Below are 16,188 nucleotides of genomic sequence, written 5' to 3' on the forward strand. Positions count from 1 at the left end.
ACGAACAACTAGGTTTGGTGTCGTATCGTGAATCATTTTTATGTTATTGAAGCACAGTTAGCATTAGATTTTGAAAATCATGAACAAATCTTTTTGAATCAACTAAAACAGCAGCTTTAGTAGTTGTTGGGACCAAAAGCTTCTCTTTATCACCGATTGTGCGGCCATAATCGCCACTTTCTTTATCGTATGTTACCCGCATAGCTAAGGCAATTGATGTAACATAGCTAGGATCGATTCCAACAGCAACTGCTAGTGGATCGTGGAGGGCAGCACCATTCTTATTGATGTTTAAGTTAGCATAAGCATCAATATAGAAATCCATTAAGTCGGCAAATTTTTCTCCGGCTAAGGTTCCTAGTGTACGCCATGCTGCAGTTTCTTTTTTCGTTAGCAGCGTGCGGAGGGTAACGTCAAGGCCAACCATTGTTAAGTTTTGCTGATGAACGAAAGCAAAGTCAGCCGCTTCAGGATCTTGGTGAATGTTTGCTTCGGTAAAAGGCGTTACATTACCTGGTACAGTTAGAGCACCGCCCATTAGCGTCGTATTACCAATCAAGGTAGCCACGTCATTATCTTTTTCAATTGCTGCTGCTAAATTGGTGAGAGGTCCAGTTGGGATAAAAATTAGGTTCTCTTTATATTGATGAGCAGATTCAATTAAAAAATCAACAGCTGATTGGGTTTCAACTTGTCTTGGTGAAGTTTTTAAGGTGATTTCACCTACGCCATTTTTACCATGAATAAGCTGTGAAATAGGCATAACTTCAAAATTATTGGTTGTACTTGAATGACTAGCACCAATAAATACGGGGACATCGTCAGCACCAAGTAAATGTAACAGATTCAGTGAGTTTTGTGCGGCCGTTTCAACAAGTGTGTTACCATAACTAGAGATAATACCAATCAAATCGACATTTGGATCAGCTACAGCGTAGGCGAGCGCCAGAGCATCATCTACGCCAGTATCCAGATCAAGAATCATTTTTTTAGTAGCCATAAATTGTAATTGTGTGCAGACACACATTTCCTCCAAATTGTAATATATATTAATTATAACGGACGAAAACTATTTTTGTTTTAAATTAACGCAATGTTAGAATGACGTTGCAATAAAGTAAAATCGGAGAATATTTAAATGACAGAGTTATATGATGTAGCAATCATAGGGGGTGGACCAGTTGGTATGTTTACAGCTTTCTATGCCGGATTACGTGATACTAAAGCAGTGCTAGTTGAAAGTTTGGCAACACTCGGCGGGCAAGTGACATCGTTATATCCTGAGAAAAAAATTCTTGACGTTGCCGGATTTACAGGAATTAAAGGATCAGCATTGATTGATTCATTGGCTGAGCAAATGAAGTTATTTCCAATTGATATCAAAACCTCAACAACTGTGACTAATGTGACGAAAACAAACGACTTATTCACAGTGACCATCAATAATAGTTCGTCATTTCAGGCTAAAACAATCATCATCACAACAGGTAAAGGCTCTTTTGAACCACGTAAGATGCAGGTATCCGGCGTTGATGAACTGGTTGGCCAAGGAATTCACTATTTTGTAACGAATAAACATGATTTTGATAACCATGATGTAGCGATTGCTGGTGGTGGTGATTCAGCTATTGATATGGCTACGATGCTTAATGAATTCACCCATTCTACAAGAATTATTCACCGCCGGGATCAATTTCGTGCGATGGAGCAAAGTGTGAAACAACTAAGCCAATCATCAGTTATCAAAGAAACGCCGAAAAAAGTATCACATATTGAAAAACAAAGTGATGGTAAATTAAAAATTACGTTAGCGCAAGTGAAGGATGATCAGGTAACTAATGATATTTGTGTTGATGATTTAATTATTAATTATGGTTTTATTTCGGAAAATAAAATTGTGCATGGTTGGGATATACAACCGGAAAATAAAGGACAAGCGTTTTCCGTCGACCAAGCGATGCAGACAACAATACCCGGCGTTTTTGCTATTGGGGATGCTAGCTATTATGAGGGGAAAGCGGATTTAATTGCTGTTGGATTTGGTGAAGCGCCAACGGCAGTTAATGCAGCAATTCGATTTTTTGATCCACAACGACGCGGCCCTGGCCATTCGAGTTCAATGGTTATTCAAGATGGAAAACTTATATAAGTAAAAAGTAGTAGATGAGTATATCATCTACTACTTTTTTTAAAGCTACTTAGCGGAATCTAGAACAGTTGCTTTTCCTGTAGCATAATCAATTTGAATACCTGGTTGTACGTTAAAAATCCAATAGTTTAGATTTAGCGTTTTACCGTTGTCTTTAACCGATTTAGCCATATAGTGAACACCTCGAGCAAGTCGTTCGTTGCCAACGTAAAGTGGTGTGACCTGTGCACGAACTGTAATAGCTGGATTATTTTGGATAGCATTGCGAATATCATTTTCAGGGACGAGCTGACCTGGATAGGCATTTTCAACACGTGTACCTGTGATCATATTTTCTGTGACCATTGTGGGTAACCCGAAAAATTGATAACCCACAATGTGAGACTTATTCCAAAGTGCTTGCGTACCATTGCCCAGTTTAACATTAGGGTTATCATGATAGCCGCCGGCCCATTTAGTACCGTCGTAGCGATCGTTAATAAACCAACCGGATGGTCGGACAGTGTAGGGAATACGGTCCGGACGTTTAGTAACTTTTGATATGGCTGACTTACTGGCCACGAAATTTCCCTGTTGCGAACGGCCTAACGAATCAAGAGCTGAGAGGCTTAACCCATCAACTGGGTTGAGCTTAGATGCTTGACTTGGGAAAGTTTCTTTCATTTGAGCATCCGTGAAGGTTGCTTTATTGTTGTTGACATGAACGATGTCACCATCTAGCGTTCCATCCCATTTTAAGTTGAGCAGTGCCTGATCAGATTGGGCAGTTACTGTTGGATGAGATGTTTCAGTAGAAGTATTTGTCGATTCGTAGTTTTGCCACAAATAAAATCCGGCAACCACAACTAAAATTAGAAGGGATAGTATCTTATTTTGTGGTTTACTTTTGCGTCTATAAGTGCGTTTTCGTGCCATGATTCTCTCTCTTTCAAGTCCTTATATCATAACATTTATACTGCGGCAAAACATCAACAAAAACGATAATAGAAATCAGCGTTCCAGTTCCCACTCGGCTTTGAATTGCGCTAAGAATGATAGCATGAACTGTTGACGATTTTCAGAAATTTTACGTGCTGTGTCTGTATTTAATTTATCCTGAATAAGTAATAATTTTTCATAAAAATGGTTAATTGTTGTACTTTTTTGATTGCGATAATCAGTTTTATTTTTTGGCGAATGTGGTTGAATTTCTGGATCATACAATACACGATTTTTTACTGCACCATAAGTAATTGCTCGTGTGATGGCAATGGCACCCATCGCCTCTAAACGATCAGCATCTTGTACAATTTGCCCATTGATATTGAGTTCTTGAGCACCTTCTAGTGACTTAGACCAAGACATATTGTCGATGATATAGGTGATTTCTTCTATCATTTCTGGATGCACACCAATGGATAGAAGAAATGAAATCATATTATTTTTTGCTACAAGAATATCTTCCTGATTATCGTATAATTTATCATCATAGACGTCATGCAGCAATGCGGCAGCACGTACAACAAAAGCATCTGCGTTTTTCTCATGAGCAAGAATCTTGTTAGCTAGTGCAAGGACGCGGTTAATGTGATCAATGCTGTGTCCAGTATTATCTTTGGCAAGTGCGTCTTTCATATAGCGATTAATCATTTCAAGTTGATCCATTTTAATTTCCTTTAATTTTTATTTCGATTGCTTATTAATTAGTTTAAACTATATCTAGGCAATTGCGTTTTAAAGTTCGATTAATTCGTAAAAGTCTCAATATATCATAAATAATAACTTGAGTCTCTATGAAAAATTCTTTATTTTAGTTATAATTATTTTAATATAACTTTACCTCATACGGTAAAAATCATGCTTAACGTAGAAAGAGACGATTCTTTTTATTGTGAGTGTTTTAAAGAAAGAGGAAGACTCATATGTCAGAACCAAATAATATTTTGTTTAATACCGGAAATCACACTGATTCGGCTGTCATTTATGACAAGTTTTCAAAGGCAGAACAGCAATTTTCAGTAAAAAAGGATAAGACCTTTTATATTACCACGCCAATTTACTACCCGTCTGGTAAGTTGCAGTTGGGAAACACTTACACAACGGTGCTCGCTGATGCAGCAGCACGATACCACCGCTTACTGGGTGAAGATGTTTATTTTTTAACTGGTACAGATGAACATGGATTGAAAATTCAACAAAAAGCTGAAGCTGCAGGCATATCTGAAATGGATTTTCTTGATGGCATGGCTAAGCAAATCAAAGATTTGTGGAAGCTTATGGATATTTCATACGATGATTTTATTCGTACAACTGAAGATCGTCATGAAAAAGCAGTTGCTAAAATCTTTACGCAACTACTAGAAAATGGGGATATTTATAAAGGCGAGTATGAAGGTTGGTACTCTGTTTCTGATGAAGAGTACTTTACAGAATCTCAATTAGCCGAAGTCTATCGTGATGACGCAGGCAAAGTAATTGGCGGAAAAGCGCCATCTGGACACGAAGTCGAGCTTGTTAAAGAAGAAGCTTATTTCTTCAAAATGAGTAAGTACGCAGATTGGCTACTTGATTATTACAAAACACATCCAGAGTTTATTCAACCAGAAGCACGAATGAATGAAATGATTAATAACTTCATTGCACCTGGGTTGGAAGATTTGGCAGTAACGAGAACATCATTTAACTGGGGTATTTCAGTACCAGGGGATGAGAAGCATGTGATTTACGTTTGGATTGACGCATTAGCTAACTATATTACTGCTCTAGGTTATAATTCGGACGATACAACCCTATTTGATAAGTTTTGGCCTGCAAATGTTCAATTAGTTGGAAAAGAAATTGTCCGTTTCCATACTATTTATTGGCCAATTATGTTGCATGCATTGGGATTAGAGTTGCCTAAATCAGTTGTAGGTCATGGCTGGCTTGTGATGAAAGACGGTAAGATGTCTAAATCAAAGGGTAATGTCATCTATCCTGAAGTGCTTGAAGAACGCTATGGTCTAGATGCAGTTCGCTATTATTTGTTGCGTTCAATGCCGTTTGGTAATGATGGTGTATTTACACCTGAAGATTTTGTGGCGCGTGTTAACTATGATTTAGCTAATGATTTAGGTAATTTGTTGAATCGTACAGTAGCCATGATCAATAAATATGTGGATGGGGTTATTCCCGAGCTACTGACAGGCAAGACTTCTTTTGATGAAGACTTGGTTCGAACTGTAGAAGATGCCATTGTTGAATACAACAAAAACTTTAAAGAATTACGTACTGCTGACGCACTTGAAAGTGTTTGGAAAATCATCCGTCGTGCAAATAAGTATATTGATGAGACACAACCATGGGTGTTGGCAAAAGATGAAAATGAAAAGGAAGTTTTGCCTAGCGTAATGGCTCATCTGGCTGGTGCATTACGTGTTACTGCTGTTTTGTTACAGCCAGTATTAACACAAGCACCAAAGAAGATTTTTGATCAATTAGGATTAGATTATTCTGACAAAGGTGTTGGCATTGCAGGTTTGACTTTCAGTAAGTTACCAACTGGCGGTCATGTTGTCAAGAAGGGTGAACCAATTTTCCCACGCCAAGATGTTGAAGAAGAAGTGGCCTTTATTTCAGGACTAGTTTCAAAAGACACCAAAGGTAAAGGGCGTGCGGTTAAAGAGGCAGCGAAAGAAGCAGCTCAGGTGGCGCCAGCTAAGGATTTGATTACTTATGATGATTTTGATAAAGTTGAAATTTTGGCTGCTAAAATTACAGCTGGAGAAATTGTTGCTAAGTCTGAAAAATTATTAAAGTTTACGCTTGATGATGGATCAGGGAAGCCACGTCAAATTTTGTCGGGTATTCGTAAGTGGTATTCAGATCCTGCTGCTTTGGTGGGTAAAACGGTTGCTATTGTTGCTAATATGAAGCCACGAAAAATGGCTGGTGAACTTTCTGAGGGGATGATTTTGTCTGCCGAGAAGAATGATATTGTTACTGTAACGATATTGCCGGATTCAATTGAACCGGGTTCAGGAATTGAATAATAAAAGAGCAACTCTTCGGAGTTGTTTTTTATTTGATTTGACGTAAGGATAATTGTTAACTAAAATCAATTATAAAGTAAACATTGTGATAATAGTGGAGGAAAGTGATGAGTACAGCTGATAAACTGTTGGCTTTGTTGATTAATACAGCTGACGATTGGGTGTCTGGTGAAGCAATTGCGCAACAGTTAGGAATTACCAGAACTTCTATATGGAAGTCTGTTAAAAAGCTTGAGTCTCAAGGGCATTTTATCGAGAGTGTTCGTGGGCAGGGATATCGATATGTAGAGGGCGCTAAAATTTCTGCTGTTGGCATTAAAAAGTATTTAAAATCTGATGTGGATCTGAGAGTGTTTGACACAATCGACTCTACAAATGTGTATGCTAGAGAGAAGCTTTCTTCTGGTGAAATTACTAAAAATACGGTTATTGTTAGTGAAAGCATGTCGGCAGGAATTGGTCGATTGGGAAGAAAGTTTTTTTCGCCGAAAAATACGGGCATGTACGTCACTTTTGCTTTGCCACTACCAGTGGAGACGATAGTAAACCCCGGTCGTTTAACGACCAGTACGGCAGTAGCTGTCTCGAAAATGGTTAAAGAAGTATTTGATATTGATCTTCAGTTTAAGTGGGTCAATGACTTATTGTACAACAACAAGAAAGTCGGTGGTATTTTGACCGAAGCTATTACGGACTTTGAAAGTCAACAGTTTTCATCTTTAGCTGTGGGTATTGGTATGAATCTTGCCACGCCTGATGGTGGATTTCCAGAGGAGATTTCTCAAAAAGCAGGTTCGCTGACCGATGAAATGACTGTATCAAGAAATGAGGTTGTCGGTTCTTTAATTAATAACTTTTTTGACATGTACCAGGATTATCAGGACGGGCATTACATACCGCAATATCGTAAAAAGGTGGTTGGTGTTGGACAATCAGTAGAACTAAAGCGAGGCCAGATGAACTTAACGGGAATAATTAGAGAAATCGATAATGATGGTTGCCTAGTGCTTGATACGAAACAGGGCCTAGAGCGCATTAATTCTGGTGAAATTACTAAATTACTGCTGCCAAATAATGAATACCAGGGTTAGACACTAAAAAAGCAACTACATAGACTATAGTTGCTTTTTTAGTGGGTTCTTTTGATAATTTGTAACTCTGCTAAGGTTACAAAAAAGATTAAAACAACATCAATTAAAAAATCAAGTAAACTGGTAAAACCTAGTATACCAGTGACATTAATTATGTTGCCTATGTAAAATTTAATAATAAAACACTTGTATGCAAAGCCAATTAAATGGACGATAATTAAGCAGATGTAGTTACTTATCAAGGTATTCAAAAATTGGTGATGGTTAAATAGTTTGTTACCCTTTCTAACGATAGCAGCAAAAAAGGGCATTAGTGTAAAAGCGATTAAGAAACCAAATGTTGTCTTGAATATATAACTTAGCCCGCCACCAGATGCAAATATGGGTAAACCGAGTAGTCCGGAAAAAAGGTAAAACATTGTCAACCAAGAACCATACTCGGCACCAAGAATCGGATAAACTAAAAAGATAAACGCCGTTTGTAGCGAAATGTAGTCGTAAAAAGGAATCGGAATAGCTATTTTGGCAGAAACCACCAATAAAGCAAAGTAAATACCTATTTTACAGATAGTTTGTGCACTAGCGCTAACGTTCGTTTGTTGATACATAATATATAATCCTCTCAATGTCAGATGTTACCCTTATTTATTAAAATGGATAACAAAAACAATTTACTATACATGTATTTACTTGTCAAATATGTTAACCTATTTATATAATTAGGTTAACAAAAGTTTGGAGGAAAGTATGGATTATAAGAAACGATTGTTATTGAAAGTGGGAAGAGAATCAAATTACGTGACACAATTGCATTCTTGCCGCCATTGACTGCAACAAAAGAAGAAATAAAGCAAATGACTGCCATAATTAAGGAGGGCATTCAAACTCTCATGGAAGAAATGAATCATGAAGAATAAGGGCTATTTTATTACAGGAACTGATACGGAAATCGGTAAAACCTTTGTAACGGCTGAGTTGGCACGTTATTTCAATAAACATAATCAAGATATTGGTGTCTTTAAGCCTTTGATGAGTGGTACACGCAGAGAGAATCCTCGTAGCGATGCCTATATTTTAAAAGCCGGTGCAAATGTTTTGGATAGTTTAGAAGAAATTAATCCTTTTCAATGGGATGAAGCGCTTGCACCAGCCTTAGCTCAAAAGCGCGCAAAAACAGACTATACATTAGATGATGTATTGAAAAAATATAATATATTAGCTCAGAAACACAAGGGCATGTTGGTTGAAGGAGCAGGCGGCATTACAGTACCGTACGGAGATAATTTTACCGTCACGGATTTGGCGTGTGCATTGAATTTACCGTTGATTATTGTGGCACCAAACAAGCTGGGTGTGATTAATCATATTATATTGACCATTGAATTTGCTAAAAACAACAATCTAACCATAGCGGGGATAATTTTTAATGGTGTCAAACACAGAGGTGTAGTAGAAGATACGAATTTAACACTATTAAAAGAGATGACTGATGTACCAATAATTGGTGAATTGCCATGGATTACCCATCAGCTAATCGCAGAAATACCCTTGGAAAAGTACTTGGATATAAATCTTTTAATGTGATTTATTGATCATAGTAAATAATCAGATTAAATAACAAATAATGCTATAAATTTTGAGATTAATGAGAGTACTATCTGCACTCATGTTAAGAAAAAACAAATTGATATATTAAACAGCTACATTCGCTCAAAACTGCACTTTGTGCTATAATAATGGTGTTGACTAAAGTCAAAAATTTTTGGAGGATCTAAAACACATGACTGTTAAGATTGGTATTAACGGATTTGGACGTATTGGTCGTTTGGCCTTCCGTCGTATTCTTGAGTTGTCAGACAAGGCTTCAGATATTGAAGTTGTTGCCATCAACGATTTGACAAGCCCAGATATGTTGGCATACTTGCTTAAGTATGACTCAATTCATGGTACTTTAAACGCTGATGTTTCTTCTGACGACACAGGTATTGTTGTTAATGGTAAGCACTATGCTGTTTACTCAGAACGTAACGCTGCTGACTTGAAGTGGGTTGCTAACGATGGTGTTGATTACGTATTGGAAGCTACAGGTTTCTATACATCAGCAGAAAAGTCACAAGCTCACTTGGATGCAGGTGCTAAGAAGGTATTGGTTTCAGCTCCAGCCGGTGCAGTTCCTACAGTTGTCTACGGTGTTAACCAAGACATCTTGACTGCAGACGATAAGATTGTTTCTGCTGGTTCATGCACAACGCAATCATTGGCTCCAATCGCTAACGTATTGGAACAAGAATTCGGTGTTAAGACTGGTTTGATGTTGACAGTCCATGCTTACACAGCTTCACAAAGCTTGCAAGATGGTCCTAAGTCAGCTAAGTTTGCAAAGCGTCAAGCTAACCGTGACGCAGCTTCAAACTCATTGCCACATTCATCTGGTGCCGCAAAGGCTATCGGAATGGTTGTTCCTTCATTGGATGGTAAGTTGACTGGTTCAGCTATCCGTGTTCCTGTTCCTGATGGTTCAATTACTGAATTGACTGCAGTCTTGAAGAAGGACGTTACAGTTGAAGAAGTTAATGCAGCTATGAAGAAGTACGAATCAGATTCATTTGGTTACAATGGTGATGGCTTGGTATCTACTGATATCATCAACGACACGCATGGTACTGTCTTTGACCCAACACAAACTGAAGTTGTTGCTGGTGAAGGACAACAATTGGTTAAAGTTGCTGCATGGTATGATAACGAATACGGTTTCACTTCAAACATGATCCGTACATTGTTGCACTTCGCTACAGTGTAAGATAATTATTCTGTCTTACCTGTTAGTGTATTAAATCATAATAATTAGAAAACACACTTTGGTGTGTTTTTTTATTGTGAGGTATTCTGTTATGTATATTTTTTGAAAAGAGGCAAGCAAATCTTAAATAAATAGCTACTTGTCGGTATTTATAGTAAAAAATATGATATACTTTATTCAAATATCGAACAGGAGTTCTATTTGTGAAAGTTGCATTTTCATCTGATAATCATTTTGATTTAAATAAAATTAATGTTGAACGCGCTATGAGGGCACAAGCGCTCTATTTGTTGAACAAAAATGTGAACGTTTACGTTATTGCTGGCGATTTGTTTAATGACTTCAAGCAATCTTTAGCATTTGCGCGTAATATGCAAGACTTAGTAAAAAACAAATTAACCATTCGTTTTTTGGCTGGGAATCATGATATGGGTAAAAATGTTACATATGAAGAACTTGAGAGTGATATCGACGAGTTGTATTTTCATAACAAGTATATTGACTTAACTGATGATATTCGGCTTATTGGCAACAATGGTTGGTATGATTATAGTTTCGTCGGTAATGATTATACAGAAGAAGAAATCCAATCGTTTAAAAATAGCTTTTGGTATGACCGACGTATTAAGCAACCAATAAGTGATAAAGAACGTTTTAATATTAACCTAAAACAAATTAAGGATCAGCTCTTGGCTGCGGGTAATAAACAGACTATAGTTGTAAGCCATTTTGTGCCACGTGAAGACTATATCAGACGTTTTCCAAATGGAAACACGCGATTGGATATAGCAAATGCGTTCCTTGGCAGTTCGAAAATTGGTCAGACTGTCGATCAATCATATACTATTGCAACAATTACAGGGCACTTGCATTTGCATCCTGCACCGTTAAAGTTTGGTAACAATGTTTATTATAATGCTGCTGTGGGTTATAGCACCGAACGTGTTCACGAATGGTCAAGCGATGATTTTCTAACAGAATGGCAAAAAAGACTAGTTGTACTTGAATTTTAAAACACCGGGTAGGTGTTTTTTATTTATTAAGGAAACACTATGATTTTAGAACACTTTGACAATCGAAATAAATTATGATAATATTTTGACTATCAGATATTTCGATTATCAAAGTATTTTAAAGAGGAATCAATCATGCCAGTTCTTACAACAACAGAAATTATGGACTTAATTCCCAATCGTTATCCTATTCTTTATATGGATTACGTGGAAGAAATGGTCCCAGATGAATCAATCGTCGCTGTCAAAAATGTGACCATTAACGAACAGTTTTTCCAAGGACACTTCCCTGGAAATCCAGTGATGCCAGGTGTTTTAATCATTGAATCACTAGCTCAAGCAGCATCGATTTTGATTCTGTCATCACCGCAATTTCAAGGTAAGACAGCTTACATGACAGGAATCGATAACGCTAAATTTAAAAGAATGGTTAAACCAGGCGATGTATTGAAGTTACATGTCACATTTGGTAAGCTACGTGCTAACATGGGTAGTGTGTTAGTTGAAGCCAAAGTCGATGGTAAAACAGCTACATCAGCCGAGTTGATGTTCGTTGTGGCGCCAGATGAAAAAGATGAATGAAGCAATTACAACTGATTTTGAACAAATAAATACTGAACTAGTTGGTGTATTTAATAATGTCATGTGGATAGAAGAAGCTGCTTTAAAACGTAGTTACTTCTCTGATATAACCTTAAAAGACATGCACACCATTGAAGCTATTTCAATGTATGATGAAAAAAGTGCTTCACAGGTAGCAAAAATTATTCATTTGACGCCAAGTTCTATGACAGCAGCCATTGATAAATTGGTTGAAAAAGGTTATGTTGAGCGACGTCGTTCCAGTAAAGACAGGCGTGTGGTAAGATTAGGCTTAACGCATAAGGGGCGTGTCGTTTATCGCGCTCATCAAGGCTTCCACAGAGATTTAACGCACAATCTGGTAAAAAATATGTCACCAAACGACGTGAGCGTTGTCAAACAAGCGATCCATAATTTGGTTAGCTATTTAGCACAGATAATTAATCATTAAAAGAGGGGAATTATGGAACAATTGAAAATCGTTGCTTCAGCACGTCAAATTCCAGATCGACAAGTGACGAATCAAGAGCTCAGTACAATGATGGAAACTGATGATGAATGGATCTATACTCGGACAGGTATTCATCAGCGTAATGTCGTGACAACGGAAAACACTAGTGATTTGGCTAGTGAAGTTGCAAAGAAAATATTGGCGAAAAGTGGTGTTTCACCAGACAGCATTGACTTTATCATTGTTAGCACGATGTCACCAGACAGCTTATCGCCAAGCACAGCAGCAATTGTCCAGGCTAACATTGGTGCTACTAATGCATTCGCATTTGACTTAAGCGCGGCTTGTTCTGGTTTTGTTTATGGCTTAAGTGTCGCCTCGAGTTTGTTAATGTCACGCTATCAACGTGGATTAATTATTGGTGCAGAAGTGTTATCAAAATTAGTTGATTGGAGAGATCGTACCACGGCAGTTTTGTTTGGTGACGGTGCCGCAGGGGTACTTGTGGAGCGGACACAGGATAATGTTGGACTTTTAGGTGAAGAACTTAGGACTTTTGGTGCAAAGGGTGACAATTTAGTAGCTGGTAGGTTTGCCAATACAAACCCATTTTCAGAAAATATTAGCCCGTTAGACCCCTATTTTCATCAAAATGGTCGGGAAGTATATAACTTTGCAACTCGTGAGGTTCCCGCAGCTTTGCAAGCAGCTTTAGAGACAGCTCAAGTTACGGCTGATGATGTTGATTATTATCTATTACATCAGGCGAATGCACGTATTGTATCTTCTATTGCTAAACGGTTTGGGCAGCCTATATCTAAGTTCCCAACCAACATGGTTTCAAATGGCAACACTAGTGCAGCAAGTATCGGTATTTTATTAGATGAATTAATAGAGTCTAATACAATTCATGCTGGTCAAACGATTGCCTTTGCTGGTTTTGGCGGTGGCTTAACTGTCGGCGCACAAATTTGGAAAATTTAAATCTATCGGTGTAGTCGGCTGCACCGCAAAAATCTAACGAAAATACATAAAACAGATTTTAGGAGAAAAACACTCATGACAGACGCAGAAATTTTTGACAAGACAAAAGAAATTTTGGTTGATCAATTTGATTTAGAAGAAGATGAAGTTTCATTAACAACAGATTTAACAAATGATATTGATGCAGATTCATTGGACTTGTTTGAAGTTTTGAACCGTGTTGAAGATGATTTTGATATTAAGTTGGCTGTTGCTGAAGATATCAAGACTGTTCAAGACTTGGTTGATAAGATTAAAGAACAATTAGCAGCGTAATTTAGGTGACATTTTGTCACGTACATAACATAATTTTTAAGGATGAGAACATGACAGTTAAAACAATGAACCCTATTTTTGAAAAATTAGGCATGAAATACCCAATTGTTGAAGGTGGGATGACATGGGCTGGAACAGGCGCTTTGGCAGCTGCTATTTCAGAGGCTGGTGGACTTGGCTTTATCGGCACAGGTTATTGGCATGGCGATGATGTACGAAAAGAAATTAAACGTGCAAAAGCATTAACAGATAAGCCTTTCGGAGTTAATGTAATGTTGTTGAGCCGTCATATTCGAGAAGTATTTGATGTTATTATCGAAGAAAAAGTCGCAGTGGTTGCCACTGGAGCTGGTGATCCATCACCATTTTTAGATGAATTACATGCGGCAGGAATCATAGTGATGCCTGTTGTTCCTTCAGTGTCATTGGCGCGTATGATGGAAAAAAAGGGTGTTGATGCCGTAATTGCTGAAGGAATGGAATCTGGTGGACATATTGGTATGCTGACCACCATGGCTTTAGTTCCACAAGTTGCTGATGCTGTTGATATTCCAGTAATTGCAGCTGGTGGTATTGGTGATGGACGTGGTGTTGCAGCGGCCTTCATGTTGGGAGCTGCTGGGGCGCAAATGGGTACAAGATTCTTAACAGCAACTGAATCGGAAGTTCATCCGAATTTCAAAGCAAAAATACTTAAAGCAAAAGATATTGATACGATTGTCACAGGTAATTTATTGGGTAATCGTGCCCGTGTTTTGAAAAATAAAATGGCAAAGTCATTTGTTAAAAATGAAGTAAATGAATTACAAAAAGAAAAGCCAGACGCTGCAGCCATTGAAAAGCTTGAGTCTGGTACATTACGCCGTGCCGTTCAAGAAGGCGATAAAGAAGGTGGCGCCTTCATGGCTGGTCAAATTTCTGGATTGATCAAAGATGAGAAACCAGCAGCCGATATTCTTGCCGATATCTGGGCTCAGGCTACAGATTTGATGGGCATCGAAAACACAACATTGTAATTATAATACTGATTAATTTTAGTTTTTATTTTTTTACATATAGTATATGGGGTTTAACATGAAAATTGGATTATTGTTCAGCGGGCAAGGCGCACAGCAAGCCGGTATGGGCATAGATTTATATGAAGCACTTCCTGAATATAAATCAACAATCGATCGAGCTTCTAAAGTTTTAGGATATGATTTATCTGGCGTGATGAAGGATGCCGATAAAATTGCACAAACGCAATATGCACAACCTGCTATCTTGTCTATGAGTAATGCCATTGTGAATGCTTTGGGTAGTGCTCTGCAGCATCCAATTGCGGCTCTGGGATTGAGTTTAGGCGAGTATTCGGCATTGACAGCAGCTGGGGCAATGAACTTTGAACAAGCTGTTGCTATTATCAAAGATCGTGGACAATATATGCAAACGGTTGGAGACGCAAATCCTGGTAAGATGGCGGCAATTATGGGCGAAGATCAAAAGCTCATTGAAGCTGTTTTAGCTCAACTGCAGGCCAAAGGGAAGCAAGTTTTCCCAGCAAACTATAATACTTTTGCCCAACTGGTCATTGGCGGAATTGCTGCTGATGTTGACGAGGCCACAGCGGCATTAACAGCGGCAGGCATCAAGCGTACGATTGATTTGCCAGTCTCTGGTGCATTTCACACCCCGTTATTGAAAGATGCTGCTGTTCAGTTATCTGAGCGGTTGGCAACTGAAGAATTTGCGGATGTGAATTATCCTGTTTATTCCAACACAACAAGTGAACCGTTTATTATCGCGAATCTCCATGAAACGTTAACTAAACAAATTGTATCGCCAACATATTTTGCGCAAGCAATGAAAAAAATGTTAGATGCAGGTGTTGATACATTTATTGAAGTTGGTCCTTCGGATACATTGATTAAGTTTGCTAAAAAAATTGCTCCTAAGGATGTGAAACGATACGCTATTAAAGATTTAGAAAGCTTTAATGAAGTAAAAGAATTGCTCACAGCAGAAGAGGTATAATATGGCAGATTTTACAGATAAAACTGTTTTAGTAACAGGCTCATCACGTGGTATAGGGCTTGCAATTGCAAAGGCATTTGATGCTGCAGGAGCAAACGTCATTTTACATGCTCGTTCAGAAATTAGCCCTGAAACTTTAGCAGAGTTTAAGTCAGAACCAAAAACATTACAGTTTGATATCGCTGATGCAGAAGCAGCGGAATCCAGTCTAAAAGCATTATACAAGCAAGAAAACTTTTCAGGTATTGACATATTAATCAACAATGCTGGTATTACAAAGGATCAGCTAGCTATTGCGATGACACCAGCAGATTTTGCACAGGTTGTTAACGTAAACTTAAACGGTACCTTTAATGTGACACAGCCTGTATTTAAAAAGATGATCCGACAAAAGCATGGTGCAATTATTAATCTAGCCTCTGTTGTTGGATTAATGGGCAACATGGGTCAAGCGAATTATTCTGCATCAAAAGCTGGTTTGGTCGGCTTGACAAAGACTCTAGCTAAGGAAGGTGCACGTCGCCACATTCGAGTAAATGCGATTGCCCCTGGTATGATTGTTTCAGATATGACTGGTGCATTGCCAGAAAAGACACAGGAAGAAATTCTAAAAAATATTCCATTATCTCGTTTTGGTGAAGCTTCGGAAATTGCAGATGTAGCATTATTCTTGGCAGGTAATGATTATATTACCGGTCAAACAATCACAGTTGATGGTGGTTTATACATTTAACGCATAATGTATTGATGTGAGGCACTGAGAACATACAGAAAGGAAAT

General features: G+C 38.0%; 17 protein-coding genes. 13 read left to right on the plus strand and 4 right to left on the minus strand.

The genetic code is table 11. From position 1 onward, the window contains the following. Positions 1–43: 43 nt before the first annotated feature. Positions 44–1,000: a nucleoside hydrolase gene (locus tag JNUCC76_RS01360; RefSeq protein ID WP_454155158.1), complete on the minus strand. Its 957-nt coding sequence runs from the start codon at positions 998–1,000 to the stop codon at positions 44–46. A gap of 138 nt (positions 1,001–1,138) precedes the next feature. On the opposite strand from JNUCC76_RS01360, the gene JNUCC76_RS01365 reads away from it, so the two are divergent. Continuing rightward, positions 1,139–2,149, plus strand: coding sequence for an NAD(P)/FAD-dependent oxidoreductase (locus tag JNUCC76_RS01365; protein ID WP_454155160.1), 1,011 nt, complete (start codon positions 1,139–1,141; stop codon positions 2,147–2,149). Between the two features lie 45 nt (positions 2,150–2,194). Here JNUCC76_RS01365 and JNUCC76_RS01370 read toward each other — a convergent pair whose 3' ends face one another. Next, positions 2,195–3,064: a DNA/RNA non-specific endonuclease gene (locus JNUCC76_RS01370; protein WP_454155162.1), complete on the minus strand. Its 870-nt coding sequence runs from the start codon at positions 3,062–3,064 to the stop codon at positions 2,195–2,197. 75 nt (positions 3,065–3,139) lie between these two features. Beyond that, the gene (locus JNUCC76_RS01375; protein WP_454155164.1) at positions 3,140–3,793 is read right to left on the minus strand and encodes an HD domain-containing protein; all 654 of its coding nucleotides are present in this window, start codon (positions 3,791–3,793) and stop codon (positions 3,140–3,142) included. A 257-nt stretch (positions 3,794–4,050) separates the two neighbouring features. Between JNUCC76_RS01375 and metG the strand changes: the two genes are divergently transcribed. Both metG and JNUCC76_RS01385 read left to right on the plus strand, forming a co-directional pair. Further along, positions 4,051–6,159 carry a methionine--tRNA ligase gene (gene metG / locus JNUCC76_RS01380; RefSeq protein WP_454155166.1) on the plus strand — a complete coding sequence of 703 codons (2,109 nt, stop codon included), beginning with the start codon at positions 4,051–4,053 and terminating at the stop codon, positions 6,157–6,159. 107 nt (positions 6,160–6,266) lie between these two features. Next, positions 6,267–7,250, plus strand: coding sequence for a biotin--[acetyl-CoA-carboxylase] ligase (locus JNUCC76_RS01385; RefSeq protein WP_454155168.1), 984 nt, complete (start codon positions 6,267–6,269; stop codon positions 7,248–7,250). 38 nt (positions 7,251–7,288) lie between these two features. Here JNUCC76_RS01385 and JNUCC76_RS01390 read toward each other — a convergent pair whose 3' ends face one another. After that, positions 7,289–7,858, minus strand: coding sequence for a biotin transporter BioY (locus JNUCC76_RS01390; RefSeq protein ID WP_454155170.1), 570 nt, complete (start codon positions 7,856–7,858; stop codon positions 7,289–7,291). Positions 7,859–8,156: 298 nt separating this feature from the next. On the opposite strand from JNUCC76_RS01390, the gene bioD reads away from it, so the two are divergent. The 10 genes from bioD (at position 8,157) to JNUCC76_RS01440 (ending at position 16,141) form a co-directional block, all read left to right on the plus strand. After that, positions 8,157–8,834, plus strand: a complete 678-nt coding sequence (bioD, locus tag JNUCC76_RS01395) for a dethiobiotin synthase (RefSeq protein WP_454155172.1) — start codon at positions 8,157–8,159, stop codon at positions 8,832–8,834. A 196-nt stretch (positions 8,835–9,030) separates the two neighbouring features. Further along, positions 9,031–10,050: a type I glyceraldehyde-3-phosphate dehydrogenase gene (gene gap, locus JNUCC76_RS01400; protein ID WP_454155174.1), complete on the plus strand. Its 1,020-nt coding sequence runs from the start codon at positions 9,031–9,033 to the stop codon at positions 10,048–10,050. A 203-nt stretch (positions 10,051–10,253) separates the two neighbouring features. Next, positions 10,254–11,063 (plus strand): metallophosphoesterase, encoded by an 810-nt coding sequence (locus JNUCC76_RS01405; RefSeq protein WP_454155176.1) that lies wholly within the window; start codon positions 10,254–10,256, stop codon positions 11,061–11,063. 135 nt (positions 11,064–11,198) lie between these two features. After that, the gene (gene fabZ / locus JNUCC76_RS01410; RefSeq protein ID WP_014324248.1) at positions 11,199–11,645 is read left to right on the plus strand and encodes a 3-hydroxyacyl-ACP dehydratase FabZ; all 447 of its coding nucleotides are present in this window, start codon (positions 11,199–11,201) and stop codon (positions 11,643–11,645) included. Further along, positions 11,638–12,096, plus strand: coding sequence for a MarR family winged helix-turn-helix transcriptional regulator (locus JNUCC76_RS01415; RefSeq protein WP_454155177.1), 459 nt, complete (start codon positions 11,638–11,640; stop codon positions 12,094–12,096). The genes fabZ and JNUCC76_RS01415 overlap by 8 nt, the downstream gene beginning before the upstream one ends. Positions 12,097–12,108: 12 nt before the next feature. After that, entirely contained in the window at positions 12,109–13,080 is a 972-nt protein-coding gene (locus JNUCC76_RS01420) for a beta-ketoacyl-ACP synthase III (protein ID WP_454155179.1), read from the plus strand. A 75-nt stretch (positions 13,081–13,155) separates the two neighbouring features. Then, positions 13,156–13,395 (plus strand): acyl carrier protein, encoded by a 240-nt coding sequence (locus JNUCC76_RS01425; RefSeq protein ID WP_002815886.1) that lies wholly within the window; start codon positions 13,156–13,158, stop codon positions 13,393–13,395. Positions 13,396–13,445: 50 nt separating this feature from the next. After that, the gene (locus JNUCC76_RS01430) at positions 13,446–14,411 is read left to right on the plus strand and encodes a nitronate monooxygenase (RefSeq protein ID WP_454155181.1); all 966 of its coding nucleotides are present in this window, start codon (positions 13,446–13,448) and stop codon (positions 14,409–14,411) included. Between the two features lie 58 nt (positions 14,412–14,469). Further along, positions 14,470–15,408, plus strand: a complete 939-nt coding sequence (locus tag JNUCC76_RS01435; RefSeq protein WP_454155183.1) for an ACP S-malonyltransferase — start codon at positions 14,470–14,472, stop codon at positions 15,406–15,408. A gap of 1 nt (position 15,409) precedes the next feature. Continuing rightward, positions 15,410–16,141, plus strand: a complete 732-nt coding sequence (locus tag JNUCC76_RS01440; protein ID WP_454155185.1) for a beta-ketoacyl-ACP reductase — start codon at positions 15,410–15,412, stop codon at positions 16,139–16,141. Positions 16,142–16,188: the final 47 nt, after the last annotated feature.

This window comes from Leuconostoc sp. JNUCC 76, from assembly GCF_053667755.1.